Source organism: Halomonas sp. M4R1S46 (assembly GCF_025725685.1).
Classification (GTDB): domain Bacteria; phylum Pseudomonadota; class Gammaproteobacteria; order Pseudomonadales; family Halomonadaceae; genus Halomonas.
The window spans coordinates 376,664-394,294 of sequence record NZ_CP107008.1; the positions used below are offsets into that span (position 1 = coordinate 376,664).

Here is a 17,631-nt window from a genome sequence, read left to right on the forward strand (position 1 = left end):
TCAGCGGTCGCGCTCGTCGCGGCAGAACACCAGGGTATCGCCCTCGGAGAGAGCGGCGTTGAAGCGGTAGCCCGCCACGTCGAAGTCCTTTAGCGCCTCGGCGTCGTCCAGGCGCTGGCGGATCATCCAGGCGGCCATCAGTCCCCGGGCCTTCTTGGCGTAGAAGCTGATGATCTTGTACTGGCCGTTCTTCTCGTCCTTGAACACCGGGGTGACGACCCGGGCCTGCAGCCGCTTCGCATCGATGGCCTTGAAGTACTCGTTGGAGGCCAGGTTGACCAGCACCGGGCTGCCGCTGTCGGCCACCGCCCGGTCGAGGGCCGTGGTCAGCTCTTCCTTCCAGTAGGCGTAGAGGTCCTTGCCGGCCGGGTTGGCCAGCTTGGTGCCCATCTCGAGGCGGTAGGGCTGGATCAGGTCCAGCGGGCGCAGCAGGCCGTAGAGGCCGGAGAGGATGCGCAGGTGATCCTGGGCGAAGGCGTTGTCGTCGTCATCGAAGCGATCGGCCTCGAGCCCCGCATAGACATCGCCCTGGAAGGCCTGGGCCGCCGGCTTGGCGTTGTCCGGGGTGAAGGGCGTCTGCCACTCGGCGAAACGGGCCGCGTTGAGCCCGGCGATCTTGTCGCTCACCCCCATCAGCTCGCTGATCTGCTGGGGGGAGAGGTCGCGCAGGATGCCGATCAGCTCGCGACTGCGGGTGAGGAAGTCCGGCTGGGTATGGTGGGCGGTCGTAGCCGGGGTCTCGAAGTCCAGCGTCTTGGCGGGCGAGATCACGCTGAGCATGGGGCGCTCCTGTACCTGGGGAAAGTTCCGGGGAAGTATACCAAGCCGGCGACGGGCCCGGGACTATCGCCCTCATAGCCCCGGGCCTGCCGCGTCAGGGGCAGGGGTTGGGGTAGCGCTGATGGATGGCCTCGATGGCGTCGAGGACGTCGTCCTCGAGGCGCAGGGACTCGCTGGCCAGGTCGCTCTCGAGCTGGTCCATGGTCGTGGCGCCGATGATGTTGCTGGTCAGGAAGCGGCGCGAGTTGACGAAGGCCAGGGCCATCTGCGCCGGGTCGAGGCCGTGCTCCCGGGCGAGCTCCACATAGGCCCGGGTGGCCTCGTCGGCGAGGGGCGTGTTGTAGCGCTGGAAGCGTTCGAAGAGCGTCAGGCGGGCGTTCGCCGGCCGCGCCCCGTCCAGGTACTTGCCGGACAGCTTGCCGAAGGCCAGCGGCGAGTAGGCCAGCAGGCCGACGCTCTCGCGGTGGGCGATCTCGGCCAGGCCCACCTCGAAGGAGCGGTTGAGCAGGCTGTAGGGGTTCTGCACCGAGGCGACCCGCGGCAGTCCCAGGGTCCCGGCCAGGTGGAGGGCGCGCATCACGCCCCAGGGGGTCTCGTTGGACAGGCCCACGGCGCGGACCTTGCCGGCCTGGAGCAGTTCCTGAAGCGCCGAGAGGCTCTCCTCCAGGTCGGTGGCGTCTTCCTCCTCGTCGTGCTGGTAACCGAGCCGGCCGAAGTAGTTGGTGCGGCGATCGGGCCAGTGGAGCTGATAGAGGTCGACGTAGTCGGTCTGCAGGCGTGCCAGGCTGTCGTCGATGGCCCGGTGGAGGTGTTCGCGGGTCAGCCGGGGGCCGCCACGGATGTGCTCGAGGCCGGGGCCGCTGGCCTTGGTGGCGATGATGACGTCATCCCGGGAGCCGCGTGCCTTGAGCCAGCTGCCGATATAGGCCTCGGTGCGCCCCTGGGTCTCCGCCCGGGGCGGCACCGGATACATCTCGGCGGTGTCGATAAAGTTGATGCCGAAGGCCACGGCACGGTCGAGTTGCTCATGGGCCTCGGCCTCGGTGTTCTGCTCACCGAAGGTCATGGTGCCGAGGCACAGTCGGCTGACGTCGATACCGGTAGTGCCCAGGGGGCGCGTCTGCATCCGTCACTCCTCGTGAGGTTGGGGGCGGTCCGCTCCGCATGGTAGCGAGGGGGCCAGGCCCCGTAAACGGCCCGGGGGTTGAGTCCCCGCCGGGGCGGGCGTATGCTTGCCCACCCGTTGCCCCGGTAGAGTCCGCAGGGCGGCTGTCATCCTAGGAAGCGGCGCCGGACACAGGGTGGTGCTCGACGTCATTTTTCGGACCACTGGACGCAAGGTTGTTTGCCATGCAGCAGGCATCATCACTGTTCACTCGGCTCGAGTACCGTCTGGCACAGCAGCTGTTCCATACGCGCTGGCTGCCGCGCTCGCCGCGTACCCAGCGACTGACCATGCATCTCTTCCAGCGCTGCGCCGATGCCGGCCATCCGGCGGCGCTGTCGGTGTACGGGCATATGCTCTTCCATCGCGGCATCACGCCCCAGGACAAGGCGCGGGGTGCCCGCTATGTGCTCGAGGCCGCCCAGGGCGGCGACACCCGGGCGCAGTACCAGGCCGGCCAGATCTACGAGTACGGTTGCGCCCTGTATCCCCGCCGCGATGACCATGCGGTGACCTGGTACGCTCGGGCCGGCGAGGCGGGACATGCCCTGGCCGCCGCGCGACTGGCCCGCGCCTACCGTGACGGTGAGCTCGGCCTGCCGGTCGACGCCGAACGCCAGGCGCACTGGCAGACCCTGGCCGATCGCTTCATCGGGCTTGACGAGTCACTGGACACGAGCGAAGCCGGAACGCGACACTAGGACGATGGCTCGCCTCATGACGAGGCGGTGAAAGCGGTCACCCTGTCGAAGCCGGTGGCTTTCATCACCAAGGATTCCCCAGCCCGTGACGCTACCGACACTGCTGGATATCGAAGCGTCCGGATTCGGGCGCGGCAGCTACCCCATCGAGGTCGGCCTGGCCCGGTCCGATGGCAGTTCCTGTGCCTTTCTCGTTCAGCCCCTCGCCGAATGGACCCACTGGGACCCCAAGGCGGAGCTGTTGCATGGCATCTCCCGGGGACGCCTGCAGCGGGAAGGCTACCCCGTGCGTCAGGTGGCCCGCTGGCTCAACGACGAGCTCGGCGAGATCGGGATCGCCTACAGCGACAGCTGGGGGTACGACAACACCTGGCTGTCACTGCTCTTCCACCATGCCGGCATGCTCCCGGCGTTCCGCCTCGAGGCCCTGCGGCGACTGCTCAGCGAGGTCCAGCTCGCGCGCTGGAGTGCCACCAAGGAAGCGATCATCCGCGAGCAGGGCATCCACCGGCATCGCGCCGGCGAGGATGCCCTGCTGCTGCAGCTCACCTATCAGCGCACCCTGGCGGACGACGCGACCGGCTAGGCACTTGACAAGGCTCAGGCCTCGCCGCCCACCTCCAGCAGTACCTTGCCGATGTTGGCATCCCGCCTGACATGATCGTGGGCCGCCTCGGCCTCGGCGATGGGCCAGCTCCGGTCCACCAGGGGGGCCAGTTCGCCGCTGGTCAGCCGTGGCCAGACATGGCCCCGCAGGGCCGCGAGGATCTCGCCCTTGGCCGCCGGGGGGCGGGCGCGCAGGGTGGAGCCGATCAGCCGCTGGCGCTTCATCAATAGCCGTCCCAGGTCCAGCCCCGCCTGGCGTCCGCCCATCAGGCCGATCACCACCAGCCGGCCATCGGCATTGAGCACCTTCTGGTTGTCGGCGAGGTAGCTGGCGCCCACCGGGTCGAGGATCAGGTCGGCACCGCCCCAGGCCTTCACGGCGTCCACGAAGCTGCCTGCGTGGCGGTTCCAGCCGGCGTCTGCCCCCAGCTCGCGACAGGCGGCGAGCTTGGCCTCGCTGCCCACGGTGACGAAGCAGGGATGGGCGAAGGCCCGGCACAGCTGGATGGCGGCAGTGCCGACGCCACTCGCCCCGGCATGCAGCAGGACCCGTTCCCCTGGCGCCAGGGCGCCTTCCATGAAGAGGTTGAGCCAGGCCGTGGCGAACACCTCGGGCAGGGCGGCGGCCTCGCGCAGTCCGAGGCCCGCCGGGAGCGGCAGCACCTGCCGAGCGTCGACGATCACCTCCTCGGCGTAGCCACCGCCCGCCAGCAGGGCGCAGACCGGTTGGCCGACCGCGAGGTCGGTGACGCCCTCACCCACCGCCATGACGGTGCCGCTGACTTCCAGGCCGAGGGTCGTCGAGGCACCGGCCGGGGGCGGATACTGGCCCGCGCGCTGCATCAGGTCGGCGCGGTTGACGCCGGCCCAGGCCACCCGGAGGCGTATCTCCCGGTGGCCGGGGCCGGCGGGGGCGTCCGCCTCGGCCCAGACGAGGCGGTCCTGGTCATGATGGATGGCATGCATGGCAGGTCTCCGTGAGTCAGCGATCGGCGAGGCGCGCTTCCATGGCCGCCAGCAGGTCATCCGGCTCGGGCGCCGCGAGCAGGCTGGTCCGGGTGCGGGCGTCGAGGAAGCCGTGGTCGACGGTGGAGTCGAGAAACGCCAGCAGGGGCGCGTAGAAGCCGTCGGTATCGAGCACCCCGATGGGCTTGTCGTGGAGCCCCAGGTACTGCCAGGTCCAGGCCTCGAAGAGCTCCTCCAGGGTGCCGATGCCACCGGGCAGGGCGATGAAGGCATCGCTGTGGGCGGCCATGCTGGCCTTGCGCTCGTGCATGTTGCGCACCCGGATCAGCCGTGTCAGTCCGTGGTGGGCCTGCTCGCGCTCGACCAGGTGGTCGGGCATCACCCCGGTGACCTCGCCGCCGGCGGCCAGGACGCTGTCGGCCAGCGCCCCCATCATGCCCACCCGGGCGCCGCCGTAGACCAGGGCATGGCCGCGCCGGGCCAGGGCCACGCCCAGCGCCCGGGCGGCCTCGAGAAAGCGCGGGTCGCGGCCTTCCCGCGAGCCCAGATAGATGCACATACTCGCCATGGTGTCCTCCTTGATGGGTCTCTTAGCCTAGCGGTGCGGAATCGCTCCCGGCAAAGCACTGGCGCCACGAAAAAAGGCGCCGCAGGGCGCCCTTCGCTGTGTTGGCCAGGCCGGAGCGTTCAGCGCGTGCGGGCGGCGTCGCGCTTCATGGCCTGGCGCAGCAGGGCGATGCCGCCGACGCTGATGCCGACCAGGCTGGCGATCAGGGCGAGACTGGCGATCACAGGGGTATCGAGGTACATCGGGGACTCCTTGGATGTGATGTCGGGGGAGGGGGAAGCGTCGTGAAGTCGGCTCAGGGCAGGCCGTCGATCACGCCATACTCGGCGTCGAGCCAGCGGCCGATGACGTTGTCGCCGCACAGGTGGTGGGCGTACTGGGTGTGCAGGCAGCGTACCTGGTCCCAGTTGGCGATACCGCCGATGCCGCGCTCGCGCAGCACGTCGGCATAGCCCAGGCGCTCGACCTCGGCCCGCTGCGCCGCGCTCATGTGCCGCCAGCGGGCGTCCACGTAGTCGGCATGGCTGCGGTGGTAGGCGGCCAGGAACTCGGGGTCGTCCCGGAGGCGGGTCTCGAGAGCCTTGATGACGCCGGCGGCCTCGATGCGGGACAGCTCGACCTTCAGGGTCTCGGAGCTGAGCCAGTAGAGGGTCGGGAAGGGCTTGCCGTCGACGATGGGCGCCATGCGCAGCACCAGCGGCGTGCCCGCGCCGTCGGTGGCGGCCAGGGTCTCGATGCCGCGGGGCGCACGGCCGAGCTGTTCGGCAATGAGGCCCAGCTGGCGCTCGTCAGGCATCGTGTCGGGACGGATCACCATCGTCGGGGTCTCGTATGAACTTGTTCGAACGGCCCACGGCGCGAAAGAAGGTCCGGTTGAGTTGCTCGGGGGTGGCCACGTAGCCCCACTGCCGTTCGCAGTACTCGCCGGCCCGCGCCATCAGCACGTCATAGAGGCGGTTGAACGGCGCATCATAATCGTAAGGGTCTTCCCCGAACAAGCGGATGTGGGGAAAGTCGGCGAAACGCTCCATGAAGAAGCGTTCCAGGTCGGCCTCGACGGCGCGGTGACGCGCGACATCATCGGGGTCGAGCCAGAGATCGTAGCGGATACCCATCGGCGGCTCCCTCGGGTGGACGGGCTCGGCGATGCCGAGGCGGTATGCATGGGACCGCGCCCCATGGCGTTCGGCTCGGCGTGCCGGTCAGCGCCGGGCCAGGGGCGCGAAGCGGGCCTCGAGCAGCCGGGCCAGGTCCCGGGGGGCGAGGCGGATCTCCAGTCCCCGCCGGCCGCCGCTGACATGGAGGGCGGCGAGTGGCTCGGCGCTGTCGTCGACGAAGGCGGCCAGGCGCTTCTTCTGGCCCAGGGGGCTGATGCCGCCCACCACATAGCCCGTGGCCCGTTCGGCTTCCGCGGGGTCGGCCATCACCGCCTTGCGGGCGCCGGCGGCCCGCGCCAGGGCCTTGAGGTCGAGCTGGCTCGCCACCGGGACGATGGCCATCGCCAGCCGGCCATCGTCGAGCCGGGCCAGCAGGGTCTTGAAGACCTCCCAGGGCGACAGTCCCAGGGCCTCGGCGGCCTCCTCGCCGTAGGCCGGACGGCGCGGGTCATGCGCGTAGCTGGCCAGGGCGAAGGCCACACCGGCCTGCTCCAGCACCTTCACGGCCGGTGTCATGCGTCGATGGCCTCCGGCTCCTGCAGGTGCGCCTCCAGCGCCCGGCGCAGCTCGCCCTCGATGGGCACGGCACGCTTGGCGTCATGGTCGAACTGCACCAGCACCGTGTGCCCCAGGTTGGCGAGCGCGCCGTTCTGGCGGGCCTCCTGGGTCACGGTGAAGGAACTGGTGCCGAGTCGCGTGAGGTAGGTGCGGATCTCGATGTCGTGGCCATAGTAGAGTTCCGCCCGGTAGTCGATTTCCATGCGTGCCATGATCAGCCGCCACTGGCGCGGGTCGAGGTCCGGCGTGAACAGCCGGAAGAGATCGTTGCGGGCCAGCTCGAACCAGGCCGGCAGGCGGGTGTTGTTGATGTGGCCCAGGGCGTCGGTGTCATGGAAGGCGGGCTCGATGGTGCGGACGAACATGCGGGCTCCTCATGGGCGATGGCCGGCTGGCCGGGGCTTCCAGCATTACCCCGAGCAAGCGCTCGGTCAAGACGCGGCGGCGCGACGGGCCTGCCACCAGGCTTGACCTCGGGTCCAGGCCAGCAGCCAGGCGGTGGCGGCGGCGAAGCCGGTTAGGGTGCCCGGCACCAGGCCCAGGCTGTCGTAGGTCAGGGAGACACTCAGGGCATAGCACAGCAGCGAGCCGAGGCCGGCCGGGTAGTGCTTGATCACCGTGGCCACCGGAGCGGCGCCATGGGTCAGGTGGAGGATCACCAGGAAGGGGTACATGGTCACCGGGAAGGCGGCCATGACCCCGGCCCAGGACGTCGGCACCACATGGGCGAGGCCGGTGATCAGGAAGATGATGGCGGCGGCCAGTCCGGCGCGCAGCCCCAGCGCCGGCCAGCTGAAGCCACCCTTGGGCTGGGCGGCGATATCCGGCACGCGGCGGTAGAGGCGGATGAAGACGAGGATCGCCACCAGGGTGGTCAGGGTGCCGCTGACCCGGGTGAACTCGATGCGGGTCAACAGCAGGCTGACCAGCAGCCAGGCGGCCAGGCCGCCGGCGGTGCCCGTCAGCACCCCCCGCAGGCCGTCGCGGCGGGCGCAGAGCAGGTAGCCGCCGCCCAGCGCCAGGGTGGCGGAGAACCCCGCCAGGGTATGCACCGCACTCTCGGCGGCGAAGCCCGGCGAGAGCTCCAGGCCGATGAAGAACAGCGCGATGGCGGTGCCCAGGGGGTAGCCCGAGAGCAGCCCCGCCACGCGGGTGCTGAGGCGTTCGGCGATCGCCGACAGCCCCAGCACCACGCCGATCGACACCAGCAGCTTGGCCAGTTGCCAGCTCAACGGAACGTCCATGCCGTTTCCCTTATCCTTGTGTTGAATGAATGCCCGTCGTCGAGGTGCCCATGGCCGGTCACGACCTCTCGCCCCCGCCGCGCCCCGAGACCTGCGAGCTGTGCGGGCGGGCGGCGCCCCTGACGCGACACCACCTGATTCCCCGCGCGCTGCATGGCAAGGCGCGCTATCGCCGTCGGTTCGATCGCGTCGAGCGGCTCACGTCCATCCTGTGGGTCTGCCATGCCTGTCACAAGCACATCCATGGGGTGCTCGGCGAGCGCGAGCTGGCTGAGCATTATCGCAGCCGTGAGGCGCTGATGCGCCACCCGGAGATTCGGGCCTTCGTCGACTGGCTGTCCACCAAGCCCCCGGGCTTCCGCCCCAAGCGGCCGAGTCGCCGCCGCTAGCGGCAGACGGGCTCTCAGACCAGTCGCAGTCCCTGACGGTCCGTCCAGGCCGCCTTGAGGGCGGCGGCGAGCGGCTCCCGCAGGTGCTCCGGCAGGGCGCCCGCCGCGCTCTGGTAATCCTCATCGGCCCGGTTGCGCAGCCAGCAGTAGGCCCAGGCGCAGGCCTCGTCGTCGTCGGCCGGCACCGGTCGGGCGGGCATCTGGACGAGCAGGAAGACCGCCGTGCGGCCGGCCCAGAGGGGGATCTCCTCGCCGCCGTCGGCGCGGCTCCAGGCGTCGAGGGTGGCGCCGCTGGGGGTGGCCTCCGGCGCGCCCAGCTTGGCGACCCGGGCGGTCTCGGCCAGGATCAGTGCCAGGCGATCCGCATCGCCCTGGCCGGTTGTCAGCCAGCGGGCGATGACGGCGGGCAGGCCGCGGCGCACCTTGGCATAGAAGCCGCTTTGCGGCATGGTCTCAGGCATTCGTCTGGCCCCCTTGGAAGCAGGACTGTCTATGGAATTCGATTTTGCCACGCCCGTCGAGCGCCGCCACCCGTCCGGGGTCGAAGGGGCCTCCGACTGGCCGTCCCAGAAGTGGCATCGCTACGGCGAGGACGTGTTGCCGCTGTGGGTGGCCGACATGGATTTCCGCTCGCCCCCGGCGGTGATCGAGGCGCTGCATGCCCGGGTCGCGCATGGTGTCTTCGGCTATGGACTGGTGCCGGACAGCCTCAGGCAGACCCTCTGTGCCTGGAGCGCCGAGCACTATGGCTGGGAGATCGAGCCGGACTGGCAGCTGTGGCTGCCGGGGGTGGTCCCGGCCCTGCACCTCGCCAGCCTGGCCTTGACCGAGCCGGGTGAGGGCGTGCTGACGGTGACCCCCATCTACCCCCCCTTCCTCAAGGTGGCCGAGCACACCGGGCGCCTGCCGCAGCGGGTCGCCCTGCGTCCCCCCGCCGGCCCCGACGGCGACTGGACGCTGGACCTGGCGGCGCTGGAGGCGGCCATCACGCCCGAGACGCGGCTGCTGCTGTGGTGTCAGCCCCACAATCCGACCGGCCGGGTCTGGACCACCGAGGAACTGGACGGCCTGGCGGCGTTGGTCGAGCGCCATGACCTCATCGTCGCCTCGGATGAGCTGCACTGTGATCTGCTGCTCGACGACGGGGTCCGCCACCGCCCCCTGGCGGCGGCCTATCCGGCCCTCGCCGCGCGGATCCTGACGCTCTGGGCGCCCTCCAAGACCTTCAACCTCGCCGGTCTGACCGCGGCCTGCGCGGTGATCCCCGACGCCGGCCTGCGTCGCCGCTTCGCCGCCCGGGCCAGGGGGCTGCAGCCGGACGGCAACGTGCTTGGGCTGGTGGCCGCCGAGGCCGCCTATCGCCATGGGGATCCCTGGCGGCGGGCCCTGCTCGAGACGCTGCGCGACAATCGCCGGCGGCTGGTCGAGCGGGTGGCGCGCTGGCCCGGGGTGGCGATGGCCTCGCCGGCCTCCACCTACCTGGCCTGGCTGGACCTGCGCGAGGCGCCGGCCCTGCAGGATACCCAGAAGTCCCCCCAGCAGGCCTTGCTGGAGTGGGCCGGGGTGGCATTGTCCGATGGCGCCGCCTTCGGCTGGCCGGGGTTCGTGCGGCTCAATTTCGGCACCACCGCCCGGCAGCTCGAGGCGGCCCTCGACCGCCTGGAGGGCGTGCTCGGCACCTGACACGACTCGGCCGCCCCGGGGGCGGCCGAGCGGTCGTCAGTAGAGCTGGGCGAAGAGCCTGCGGCGGAAGGTGACGGTCAGCGGGTGGTCGGCGCCCAGGGCATCGAAGACCCGCAACAGGGTCTTGCGGGCCGCGTCGTCGCCGTAGGCGCGGTCACTCTTCATCAGCGCCAACAGGGCCTCCAGGCCGGCCTCGTACTGGCCGTCGGCGACCTGGCGCAGTGCCCGCCGGTAGCGGGCCTCGCTATCGTCGCGCCCCTCGAGGGCGGCGAGCTCCTCGGCGGAGGGCGCCTCCTCGCCGAACTCGATGCTGGCGCGCACGCCGCGGGCCGGCGCCGCGTCCCGTTCCTCCGGCGGCAAGGCGTCGAGCAGGGCCCGTGCCTGCTGGGGCTCGCCGGTGGCGACCAGGGTGCGGGCGAGCTCCACCTGGTAGGGGACATGCTCCGGCCACTGCTGGACCAGCTCCTCGTAGATCTGCCGGGCGGTGGTGGCGTCGCCGGCCTCGAGGGCGGCGGCGGCCTGCTCCTCGGGGCTCAGCTGGGCCTCGGCAGGGGCCTGGAAGTAGCGCCCCAGCCACTCGCGGATCTCCTTCTCGGGCAGCGCCCCCTGGAACTGGTCGACCAGGCCGCCCTGGCTGATCAGCTTGACGTCGGGGACCGAGCGCACGCCGAGCTGCCCGGCGATATCCTGGTTATCGTCGATGTTGAGCTTGGCCAGGATGAAGGCACCGTTGTACTCCCGGGCGAGCTTCTCGAGTACCGGCATCAGGTTCTTGCACGGCTCGCACCAGGGGGCCCAGCAATCGAGGAGCACCGGTACCTGCATGGAGGTCTCGAGCAGTTGCTGGATGTTGCTGCGGTCGACATCGATGATCAGCTCGGCGCCCGGCTGGTCCTCGGCGGTGCTGGACGATGGCTCGGGGCCGCTATCGGCGGTGAGCGGCTCCCCGGTGCGGGGGTCGACGATCGGCATGATGGGCTGGCCTTGAAATGATGGTGAATTTGTTACCCAGATGCGGGTGATCGCAGCGGGATTCAAGGGGGAGGGCGACGATGAAGCGGTTCCGGTGGTGGGGGACCGGCGTCGGGTTGCTGCTCGTGATGCTGTCGGCGGCCCCCGTGTGGCTGCTGGCCACCGACCGGGTGGCGGGCGTCGGTCACTGGGCCTAGGCCAGTCGCGCCCCGGCGGGGCTGGCACCGACGCCCACCGAGGCGCCGGAGCCGCCGCCTTTCGGTCCTGGCCTGTCTCGATGTGGGGGAGCGGGGGCCGGAGTCGAGCCGATGACCTTCCTGGGGGTGTAGCAGAGCCGAGCCCGACGAGCGACTCGGCGCTGACACCCCAGGCATGAAAAAGGCCAGAACCTCTCGGTCCTGGCCTGTCTCGATGTTGGGGAGCGGGGACCGGAGCCGAGCCGATGACCTTCCTGGGGTGTAGAGAGCCGAGCCCGACGAGGACTCGGCGCTGTCACCTCAGGCATGAAAAAGGCCAGAACCTCTCGGTCCTGGCCTGTCTCGATGTTGGGGAGCGGGGACCGGAGTCGAGCCGATGACCTTCCTGGGGGTGTAGAGAGCCGAGCCCGACGAGGACTCGGCGCTGTCACCTCAGGCATGAAAAAGGCCAGAACCTCTCGGTCTTGGCCTGTCTCGATGTTGGGTAGCGGGGACCGGAGCCGAGCCCGACGAGCTACCAGAAGGTCTGCCGTAGGCATGAAAAAGGCCAGAATCTTTCGATTCTGGCCTTTTTCGGTATTTGGTAGCGGGGACCGGATTTGAACCGATGACCTTCGGGTTATGAGCCCGACGAGCTACCAGACTGCTCCACCCCGCATCAACGTGAGGCATATTCTACATGGATTCTGGCCTGCGTCAATAGCCTGTTTTCGGGGCTCGTATTTCCCCGGGGCTCTGGTCCATACTCGACCAGGGAGAGGTGTCAAAAAAGGGACATCTTTCCTGGCAACAATGACGTTGCCGAGCGGCTGGACACCGTGTCCAACGAGACGAGAAGTGGATATCGTGAATCATCAGGGAGTTAGTCAATGACAACATCATCTTCCGTCGCCTGGGTGACCGGTGGTACCGGTGGCATCGGAACGGCCATCTGCCGTGCGCTGGCCGATGCCGGGTACCAGGTGATCGCGGGCTACCACAATCCCGAGAAGGCCAAGGCCTGGCTCGAGACCCAGAAAGCCGATGGATACGACAACATCGCCCTGTCCGGGGCCGACCTTTCCGACTACGAGGCCTGCATGGCGGGGGCCAAGGAGATCCACGACACCTACGGCCCGATCAGCGTGCTGGTCAACTGTGCGGGGATCACCCGCGACGGGACCTTGAAGAAGATGACCCCGGACCAGTGGAGCGAGGTCATCGACACCAACCTCAACAGCGTGTTCAACACCTGTCGCGGCGTCATCGAGGGCATGCTCGAGCAGGGTTACGGGCGCATCATCAACATCTCGTCCATCAACGGGCGCAAGGGCCAGTTCGGCCAGGTGAACTATGCGGCGGCCAAGGCGGGCATGCACGGCCTGACCATGTCCCTGGCGCAGGAGACGGCTACCAAGGGCATCACCGTCAACACCGTCTCACCCGGCTACATCGCCACCGACATGATCATGAAGATCCCGGAGAAGGTCCGCGAGGCGATTCGCGAGACCATCCCGGTCAAGCGCTACGGCACGCCCGAGGAGATCGGCCGGCTGGTGACCTTCCTGGCCGACAAGGAATCCGGGTTCATCACCGGGGCCAACATCGACATCAACGGTGGCCAGTTCATGGGCTGAACCGCCCCCGACTCGCTCACCCGACACGCAAAGCGCGAGGCCATGGCCTCGCGCTTTGCGTTGGGAGCGCCGGGGCGTCAAGGCGGTGGCAGCTGCGAGAGGCTCTCCAGGGTGCGGTCCAGGTCGCCGACCTCGCGCTCCCAGAGGGCCGGGGGGATCGGGCCGGTGGCCAGCAGGTCGGCCAGCACGCCGCGAAGCTCCTCGGCACGGGACGGCTCCCGTCCCAGGTTCTCGTTGAGCCGTTCCACCTGGATGGCCAGGCGCAGGGGATCGTCCTGCCGGTTGACCGGGTCGCCGGCCAGCAGCGAGAGGTGGACCCGCAGGCGGGCCAGGCGTTCCTCGACGTCTTCCGGCGCCGGCGGCGCCTGGCGGGCCGCATTGCGCTGGACATGGGCCCGGCGCAGGTCCTCCGGCAGGTCTCCGGCATCGGCCACCTCGTCGGGGGCGGCGCCGGCCAGGCAGGCGGCATCCGCCGCCAGGTGGGCCTCCAGCAGCGGTCGCACCCGGCGCCAGCGATGGACCTCCTCGGCCAGGGCGAGGCGTGCCAGCCGTTCGCGTCGTGCCCGGACGATGCCCGACCAGCGGCGACGCATGCCCTCACCGCGCCGGCCGGCCGGCAGCGGTTCCAGGGCGGAGGCCTTCTGGATGGCCGCCTCCAGGTCGGTGGTCTCGCTGCTGTTGGCGGGATGCCAGGCATCCAGGCGGTCGATCAGCTGCTGCATGGCGTCCAGTCGCGAGCTGGCGCGCTGTGCCTGGTCGCTGCGGGCGGCGTCCCGGCGCGCGAAGATCTCGTCACAGAGGTGACGAAACTCCCGCCACAGGGCCTGCTCCTCGCCCTTGGGAGCGCGACCGAGCGCTCGCCAGCGATGCTGTAGGGCCTTGGCCGCGTCCGCCTGCTGGGCGGGCGCCTGGTCGCGGTCGCGCAGGGCACGAGCCTCCTCGATCAGCGCGCGCTTGGCCTCGGCGATCTCGTGGGCCCGTTGTTCGATCAGCGCCTGCAAGGCATGGCGAATGCGCCCGAAGCGCCGGCCGATGGCCTCCGCGGCATCCCGGGGCACCGGCGAGTGGCGCCGCCACTGCTGGCGGGCGCGGTCGCGAATCTCGCGCAGGGCGTCCGGGTCGGCCTGCTCGGCCGGCTGGGCAAGCAGCGTCTCCAGCTGCTCGCAGAGTGCCTCCCGGGCGGCCAGGTTCTGCTGACGCTCGGCCTGGCGTTGGTCCCGCCAGTCGGCCAGGCGTTCGTGAATGCGGTCCGAGGCCGCCCGGAAGGCCGCGGACTGCTCGCGGTTGGCGGCCGCATCGCCGAGGTCCTTCCACTCCTTCACCAGCCGGCGGTGCCGGCGGTCCAGTTCCGCATCGCCGAGGCTGTCGTCGTCGGCCAGGGCGGCGATGGCCTCGCATAGCTGATCACGCTTGGGGCCGGCGACGAAGCCGCGCCAGTCGCGCAGTTCCGCCAGCCGGGCGCCGAGCCGCTTGAGGCGGCCCCGCAGCGTCCCGAGACGGTCGGCCGGCAGCGATTCTGCCTGGTGACGCAAGCGTTGGTGCAGCCGGCTGGCCCCCTTGAAGGCCCCGCTCTCGAGCAGTCGCTCCAGCTCGTCGAGCGCTTCGGCGAAGCGGGCCAGGCGGGCCTCGACATCCTGGTCGCGCGGAGTGTCTGCGGCGTGCAGGCGCGCGTGGGCACGCTGGAGCAGGGGCGAGGGTGGCAGGTCCGGGGGCCAGCCGCAGGCCTCGACCAGGCCGGCCAGGCGCTCGTCATCGCCCTCCTGCAGGGCCTGCTCGATGGCACCGGCGCGCTCGTCCAGGCGCACCCGGGCCTTGACGATGTACTCGTACCCGGCGAGGGCCGCGTCATAGCGGCGGCGCAGTTCGTCGTCGGCCAGGTGCTGGTCGGACAGTGCCTGCCAGCGGCTGGCGAGCAACTGCTTCTGGGAGCGCAGGCTGGCGATGTCCTGGTCGGCCAGGCGCTCGCCGTGTCGCAGGGCCTGCAGGCTTTCCTCGAGGGCCTCGACCAGGGCCTCGCGGGAGCGGTCGGCCTTCTCGCGATGGCGTTCGGCCTCGTCCTGGGCCTGCTCGCGGGCCTCATGGTCGCTGATCACCTTGCGGCAGCGCTGGCAGGCATCCTGGTAGCGCCGTTCCTGCTCGCCGTCCGGCAGGTCGTCGAGACGCGCCCACTCGCGCATCAGGTGGCGGAAGCGGCCGGCATAGAGCGGCTCCCAGGCGGCCCTGGCATGGGCCTCGAGGGACGCCAGCAGGGCCTCGCGACGGGCCCGGGCGTCGGCCAGGGAGGCGGCATCGGCGCGCAGGCGGTTCAGGCGCTCCCGGGCCTGGCGCACCACCTGGCGGTCGCGGCGGGCCTCCTGCGTCAGGCGCGTCAGTCCCCGCTCGCTCTCGACCCGGGCGGCGGCGGCGTGGCGCACGGCGGCGATGCCGTTCTCGCAGGCCTGGCGGATCAGCGCCTCCTCGCCGTCCAGGCGCGCCAGGGCGGCCAGGCGCAGCTGCTGGTTATCGCCCTCCAGGGCCACCCGCTCGAGCAGCTCGGGGTCGTCGAGGCCCTCGGTCAGGGTGATGCGGTGTGGCAGGTCGAGCGAGGTCTCGCGGCCGCACAGCAGGGTGATCAAGCGTTCGCGGAGTTCATGGGAGTCATCACCCTGCCGGCGCAGGGACAGCAGGCGTTCCGGATCGGTCAGGCCGGCCAGGGCGGCCCGACGCACGCCGGGATCGGGATCCTGCACGAGGCGTTCGAGCTGCTGGCGCTGGCCATCCTGGGCGGGATCGAGTCGCGCGATGGCCTGGCGCCGCACCTCGGGATCGGGGTGCTGCCAGCGAGGAGCGAAGAGTCGGCGAAGGAATCCTGACATGGGGCTTCCTGAGATGGGCGCGGCAGGTGTCGCTGGCGCGCCGGCGAACGAGTTGGACGGTCGGCGTGCAAGACGCCGGGTCATGGACTTATCTAAGCATGCGGCGATCTGGCAGAAAAGGGCGACGCGGCAGGGTGTTGCCGAGACGAGACACTGACAAGGGGGCGGTGCTGGGCTTATCATCAGTTGCAGGGTCCGGGGCACTCGCTTAGCTTTGGTGAAGCACCCCGACCAACACCCGACGTGGAGTTCGGCAATGAGTCTCAAAGTGGACAGGGACGGCATGGCATTCACCTTCAAGGGCGGCATGCTGCCGATGACGGTCATGGAGTTGACGAGCGCCGACCCCGAGCGCATACGCGAACAACTCGCCGGCAAGCTCAGTCAGTCCCCCGCTTTCTTCCAGCACACCCCGGTGGTCCTCAGCGTCGAACGCCTCGACGAGCCGCACCTGGCGCTCGAGCGGATCTGTGCGGTCTGCCGGGCCCACAAGCTGTTGCCGGTGGCGGTGCGCGGTGGCCCCGACCCGGTCAAGCAGTCGGCCTGGGCCCTGGGGCTCGGCTGGTTCCCGCCCCAGGAGGCGGCGCGCCCCCGTACGCTCGAGAGCGTGCCGGCCGTCGACGCCGGCGAATCCCCGGCCGGGGAGGAGGCCGCAGAAGCGCTGGCGCCGCCGGCCGTTGCCGCCGGCGGGCGCATCTTCCGCGGCACGGTACGCTCCGGCCAGCAGATCACCGCCCCCGAGGGCGACCTGGTGGTGGTGGGGGCCGTCAATGCCGGTGCCGAGGTGCTGGCCGGCGGCAGCGTGCATGTCTATGGCGCCCTGCGCGGACGCGCTCTGGCGGGTATCCACGGCGATCCCCAGGCGGCCATCTTCTGCCGCGAGCTGCGTGCCGAGCTGCTGTCGGTCGCCGGCAACTACAAGCGTCTCGAAGACATCGACCCGAGACTGCTCGGCACGGCCGTGCAGGTGCGCCTGAGCGACGACCAGCTGAGCATCATGTCGCTGGACTGAAGTGCTACAAACAACGACGATTCGGCGGAGTGGCCATGGGCCTGCCGCCTTTCCATCACCATGACAGACAGGATGCGACACTTGGCCAAGATCATTGTTGTGACCTCCGGCAAGGGGGGGGTCGGTAAGACAACCAGTGCTGCCGCCATCGCGACGGGCCTGGCGCTGCGCGGCCAGAAGACCGTGGTTATCGATTTCGATGTCGGGCTGCGCAACCTCGACCTGATCATGGGCTGCGAGCGACGCGTGGTCTATGACCTGGTCAACGTCATCCAGGGCGAGGCCGGCCTCAACCAGGCGCTGATCCGCGACAAGCGCGTGGACAACCTGCACATCCTTCCGGCCTCCCAGACCCGGGACAAGGATGCGCTGACCCTGGAAGGGGTCGAGACCGTGCTCAACACCCTCAACAAGGACTTCGACTACATCATCTGCGACTCGCCGGCGGGCATCGAGCGCGGCGCCCAGCTGGCCATGTACTTCGCCGACGAGGCGATCGTGGTGACCAATCCCGAGGTCTCCTCGGTGCGTGACTCCGACCGCATCCTCGGCCTGCTGTCGTCCAAGACCCGGCGTGGCGAGCGGGGCGACGATCCGATCAAGGAACACCTGCTGATCACCCGCTACAACCCGAATCGCGTGGATCTGGGCGACATGCTCAACCTCGAGGACATCCGCGAGATCCTGGCCATCGATCTGGTCGGCCTGATCCCGGAGTCCGAGGCGGTACTGCGGGCCTCCAACCAGGGGGTGCCGGTGACCCACGACGACAGCAGCGATGCCGGCCAGGCCTATGCCGATACCGTGTCCCGGCTGCTGGGCGAGGAGGTGCCCCTGCGGTTCCACGAGTTCCAGAAGAAGAGCCTGTTGAGCAGAATGTTCGGAGGAGTCCGCCGGTGAAGCTACTCGATTTCCTGAAGCGCGAGCGCAAGAAGTCTGCCTCCGTCGCCAAGGAGCGGCTGCAGATCATCGTCGCCCACCAGCGCAGCCAGCGTGGGCAACCGGACTACATGCCGATGCTCGAGCGGGAACTGCTGGAAGTGATCCGTCGCTATGTCCAGGTCGATGACGATGCCATCAACATCAGCCTGGACAGCGAGGACAACTGCTCGGTGCTGGAGCTGAACGTCACCCTGCCGAGGGCCGGGGAGGGCGGCTGAGT

General features: G+C 69.8%; 21 protein-coding genes and 1 tRNA gene. 8 read left to right on the forward strand and 14 right to left on the reverse strand.

Features of this window, described 5'->3' with window-relative positions:
- Positions 1-780, reverse strand: coding sequence for a peroxide stress protein YaaA (yaaA, locus tag OCT48_RS01795; RefSeq protein ID WP_263591057.1), 780 nt, complete (start codon positions 778-780; stop codon positions 1-3).
- Between the two features lie 94 nt (positions 781-874).
- Positions 875-1,906 carry an NADP(H)-dependent aldo-keto reductase gene (locus OCT48_RS01800; RefSeq protein WP_263591058.1) on the reverse strand — a complete coding sequence of 344 codons (1,032 nt, stop codon included), beginning with the start codon at positions 1,904-1,906 and terminating at the stop codon, positions 875-877.
- Positions 1,907-2,130: 224 nt separating this feature from the next.
- Between OCT48_RS01800 and OCT48_RS01805 the strand changes: the two genes are divergently transcribed.
- Entirely contained in the window at positions 2,131-2,646 is a 516-nt protein-coding gene (locus OCT48_RS01805) for a tetratricopeptide repeat protein (protein WP_263591059.1), read from the forward strand.
- Positions 2,647-2,731: 85 nt separating this feature from the next.
- Positions 2,732-3,232: a hypothetical protein gene (locus tag OCT48_RS01810; protein WP_183385416.1), complete on the forward strand. Its 501-nt coding sequence runs from the start codon at positions 2,732-2,734 to the stop codon at positions 3,230-3,232.
- A gap of 14 nt (positions 3,233-3,246) precedes the next feature.
- Here OCT48_RS01810 and OCT48_RS01815 read toward each other — a convergent pair whose 3' ends face one another.
- The 8 genes from OCT48_RS01815 to OCT48_RS01850 form a co-directional block, all read right to left on the reverse strand.
- Positions 3,247-4,218 (reverse strand): NAD(P)H-quinone oxidoreductase, encoded by a 972-nt coding sequence (locus OCT48_RS01815; RefSeq protein WP_263591060.1) that lies wholly within the window; start codon positions 4,216-4,218, stop codon positions 3,247-3,249.
- Between the two features lie 16 nt (positions 4,219-4,234).
- Positions 4,235-4,786: a TIGR00730 family Rossman fold protein gene (locus OCT48_RS01820; RefSeq protein WP_263591061.1), complete on the reverse strand. Its 552-nt coding sequence runs from the start codon at positions 4,784-4,786 to the stop codon at positions 4,235-4,237.
- 119 nt (positions 4,787-4,905) lie between these two features.
- Positions 4,906-5,028 carry a hypothetical protein gene (locus OCT48_RS01825; protein ID WP_263591062.1) on the reverse strand — a complete coding sequence of 41 codons (123 nt, stop codon included), beginning with the start codon at positions 5,026-5,028 and terminating at the stop codon, positions 4,906-4,908.
- A 53-nt stretch (positions 5,029-5,081) separates the two neighbouring features.
- Positions 5,082-5,603, reverse strand: a complete 522-nt coding sequence (locus OCT48_RS01830) for a DUF501 domain-containing protein (RefSeq protein WP_263591063.1) — start codon at positions 5,601-5,603, stop codon at positions 5,082-5,084.
- Positions 5,575-5,901 (reverse strand): hypothetical protein, encoded by a 327-nt coding sequence (locus OCT48_RS01835; protein ID WP_263591064.1) that lies wholly within the window; start codon positions 5,899-5,901, stop codon positions 5,575-5,577. Before OCT48_RS01835 ends, OCT48_RS01830 begins: the two co-directional genes overlap by 29 nt.
- Before the next feature lie 87 nt (positions 5,902-5,988).
- Positions 5,989-6,459: a Cys-tRNA(Pro) deacylase gene (ybaK, locus tag OCT48_RS01840; protein WP_263591065.1), complete on the reverse strand. Its 471-nt coding sequence runs from the start codon at positions 6,457-6,459 to the stop codon at positions 5,989-5,991.
- On the reverse strand, positions 6,456-6,866 hold the full coding sequence (locus tag OCT48_RS01845; protein WP_263591066.1) for an acyl-CoA thioesterase: 411 nt from the start codon (positions 6,864-6,866) through the stop codon (positions 6,456-6,458). The genes ybaK and OCT48_RS01845 overlap by 4 nt, the downstream gene beginning before the upstream one ends.
- A gap of 66 nt (positions 6,867-6,932) precedes the next feature.
- Entirely contained in the window at positions 6,933-7,745 is an 813-nt protein-coding gene (locus OCT48_RS01850) for a hypothetical protein (protein WP_263591067.1), read from the reverse strand.
- 50 nt (positions 7,746-7,795) lie between these two features.
- Between OCT48_RS01850 and OCT48_RS01855 the strand changes: the two genes are divergently transcribed.
- On the forward strand, positions 7,796-8,134 hold the full coding sequence (locus OCT48_RS01855) for a hypothetical protein (protein ID WP_263591068.1): 339 nt from the start codon (positions 7,796-7,798) through the stop codon (positions 8,132-8,134).
- Between the two features lie 14 nt (positions 8,135-8,148).
- On the opposite strand, the gene OCT48_RS01860 is transcribed toward OCT48_RS01855, so the two are convergent.
- The gene (locus OCT48_RS01860; RefSeq protein ID WP_263592555.1) at positions 8,149-8,583 is read right to left on the reverse strand and encodes a hypothetical protein; all 435 of its coding nucleotides are present in this window, start codon (positions 8,581-8,583) and stop codon (positions 8,149-8,151) included.
- Positions 8,584-8,626: 43 nt separating this feature from the next.
- Here OCT48_RS01860 and OCT48_RS01865 point away from each other — a divergent pair, with 43 nt between their 5' ends.
- Positions 8,627-9,817, forward strand: coding sequence for a MalY/PatB family protein (locus OCT48_RS01865; protein ID WP_263591069.1), 1,191 nt, complete (start codon positions 8,627-8,629; stop codon positions 9,815-9,817).
- A 36-nt stretch (positions 9,818-9,853) separates the two neighbouring features.
- On the opposite strand, the gene OCT48_RS01870 is transcribed toward OCT48_RS01865, so the two are convergent.
- Both OCT48_RS01870 and OCT48_RS01875 read right to left on the reverse strand, forming a co-directional pair.
- Positions 9,854-10,789, reverse strand: coding sequence for a tetratricopeptide repeat protein (locus OCT48_RS01870; protein WP_263591070.1), 936 nt, complete (start codon positions 10,787-10,789; stop codon positions 9,854-9,856).
- A gap of 778 nt (positions 10,790-11,567) precedes the next feature.
- A tRNA-Met gene (locus OCT48_RS01875) sits at positions 11,568-11,644 on the reverse strand.
- A 211-nt stretch (positions 11,645-11,855) separates the two neighbouring features.
- Between OCT48_RS01875 and phbB the strand changes: the two genes are divergently transcribed.
- Positions 11,856-12,602, forward strand: a complete 747-nt coding sequence (gene phbB / locus OCT48_RS01880; RefSeq protein ID WP_263591071.1) for an acetoacetyl-CoA reductase — start codon at positions 11,856-11,858, stop codon at positions 12,600-12,602.
- Positions 12,603-12,679: 77 nt separating this feature from the next.
- Here phbB and OCT48_RS01885 read toward each other — a convergent pair whose 3' ends face one another.
- Positions 12,680-15,457, reverse strand: a complete 2,778-nt coding sequence (locus tag OCT48_RS01885; RefSeq protein ID WP_263591072.1) for a DUF349 domain-containing protein — start codon at positions 15,455-15,457, stop codon at positions 12,680-12,682.
- A gap of 256 nt (positions 15,458-15,713) precedes the next feature.
- Between OCT48_RS01885 and minC the strand changes: the two genes are divergently transcribed.
- The 3 genes from minC to minE all read left to right on the forward strand — a co-directional run bounded on the left by minC (position 15,714) and on the right by minE (position 17,629).
- A complete protein-coding gene (minC, locus tag OCT48_RS01890) occupies positions 15,714-16,469 on the forward strand; it encodes a septum site-determining protein MinC (protein ID WP_263591073.1) in 756 nt (251 codons plus the stop codon).
- An 81-nt stretch (positions 16,470-16,550) separates the two neighbouring features.
- The gene (gene minD, locus OCT48_RS01895; RefSeq protein WP_183385430.1) at positions 16,551-17,369 is read left to right on the forward strand and encodes a septum site-determining protein MinD; all 819 of its coding nucleotides are present in this window, start codon (positions 16,551-16,553) and stop codon (positions 17,367-17,369) included.
- Positions 17,366-17,629 carry a cell division topological specificity factor MinE gene (gene minE, locus OCT48_RS01900; protein WP_126483775.1) on the forward strand — a complete coding sequence of 88 codons (264 nt, stop codon included), beginning with the start codon at positions 17,366-17,368 and terminating at the stop codon, positions 17,627-17,629. The genes minD and minE overlap by 4 nt, the downstream gene beginning before the upstream one ends.
- The last annotated feature ends 2 nt before the right edge of the window (positions 17,630-17,631 follow it).

What these genes read in the sequence shown, in the direction of transcription:
- OCT48_RS01805 (WP_263591059.1), top strand. Translation starts at nt 2,131, where the DNA reads ATGCAGCAGGCATCATCACTGTTCACTCGGCTCGAGTACCGTCTGGCA.
- OCT48_RS01865 (WP_263591069.1), top strand. Translation starts at nt 8,627, where the DNA reads ATGGAATTCGATTTTGCCACGCCCGTCGAGCGCCGCCACCCGTCCGGG.
- OCT48_RS01800 (WP_263591058.1), bottom strand. Translation starts at nt 1,906, where the DNA reads ATGCAGACGCGCCCCCTGGGCACTACCGGTATCGACGTCAGCCGACTG.
- OCT48_RS01815 (WP_263591060.1), bottom strand. Translation starts at nt 4,218, where the DNA reads ATGCATGCCATCCATCATGACCAGGACCGCCTCGTCTGGGCCGAGGCG.
- phbB (WP_263591071.1), top strand. Translation starts at nt 11,856, where the DNA reads ATGACAACATCATCTTCCGTCGCCTGGGTGACCGGTGGTACCGGTGGC.
- OCT48_RS01885 (WP_263591072.1), bottom strand. Translation starts at nt 15,457, where the DNA reads ATGTCAGGATTCCTTCGCCGACTCTTCGCTCCTCGCTGGCAGCACCCC.
- minC (WP_263591073.1), top strand. Translation starts at nt 15,714, where the DNA reads ATGAGTCTCAAAGTGGACAGGGACGGCATGGCATTCACCTTCAAGGGC.
- OCT48_RS01845 (WP_263591066.1), bottom strand. Translation starts at nt 6,866, where the DNA reads ATGTTCGTCCGCACCATCGAGCCCGCCTTCCATGACACCGACGCCCTG.
- OCT48_RS01830 (WP_263591063.1), bottom strand. Translation starts at nt 5,603, where the DNA reads ATGGTGATCCGTCCCGACACGATGCCTGACGAGCGCCAGCTGGGCCTC.
- OCT48_RS01860 (WP_263592555.1), bottom strand. Translation starts at nt 8,583, where the DNA reads ATGCCGCAAAGCGGCTTCTATGCCAAGGTGCGCCGCGGCCTGCCCGCC.
- OCT48_RS01835 (WP_263591064.1), bottom strand. Translation starts at nt 5,901, where the DNA reads ATGGGTATCCGCTACGATCTCTGGCTCGACCCCGATGATGTCGCGCGT.
- OCT48_RS01870 (WP_263591070.1), bottom strand. Translation starts at nt 10,789, where the DNA reads ATGCCGATCGTCGACCCCCGCACCGGGGAGCCGCTCACCGCCGATAGC.
- OCT48_RS01850 (WP_263591067.1), bottom strand. Translation starts at nt 7,745, where the DNA reads ATGGACGTTCCGTTGAGCTGGCAACTGGCCAAGCTGCTGGTGTCGATC.
- OCT48_RS01820 (WP_263591061.1), bottom strand. Translation starts at nt 4,786, where the DNA reads ATGGCGAGTATGTGCATCTATCTGGGCTCGCGGGAAGGCCGCGACCCG.
- ybaK (WP_263591065.1), bottom strand. Translation starts at nt 6,459, where the DNA reads ATGACACCGGCCGTGAAGGTGCTGGAGCAGGCCGGTGTGGCCTTCGCC.
- OCT48_RS01855 (WP_263591068.1), top strand. Translation starts at nt 7,796, where the DNA reads ATGGCCGGTCACGACCTCTCGCCCCCGCCGCGCCCCGAGACCTGCGAG.
- OCT48_RS01825 (WP_263591062.1), bottom strand. Translation starts at nt 5,028, where the DNA reads ATGTACCTCGATACCCCTGTGATCGCCAGTCTCGCCCTGATCGCCAGC.
- yaaA (WP_263591057.1), bottom strand. Translation starts at nt 780, where the DNA reads ATGCTCAGCGTGATCTCGCCCGCCAAGACGCTGGACTTCGAGACCCCG.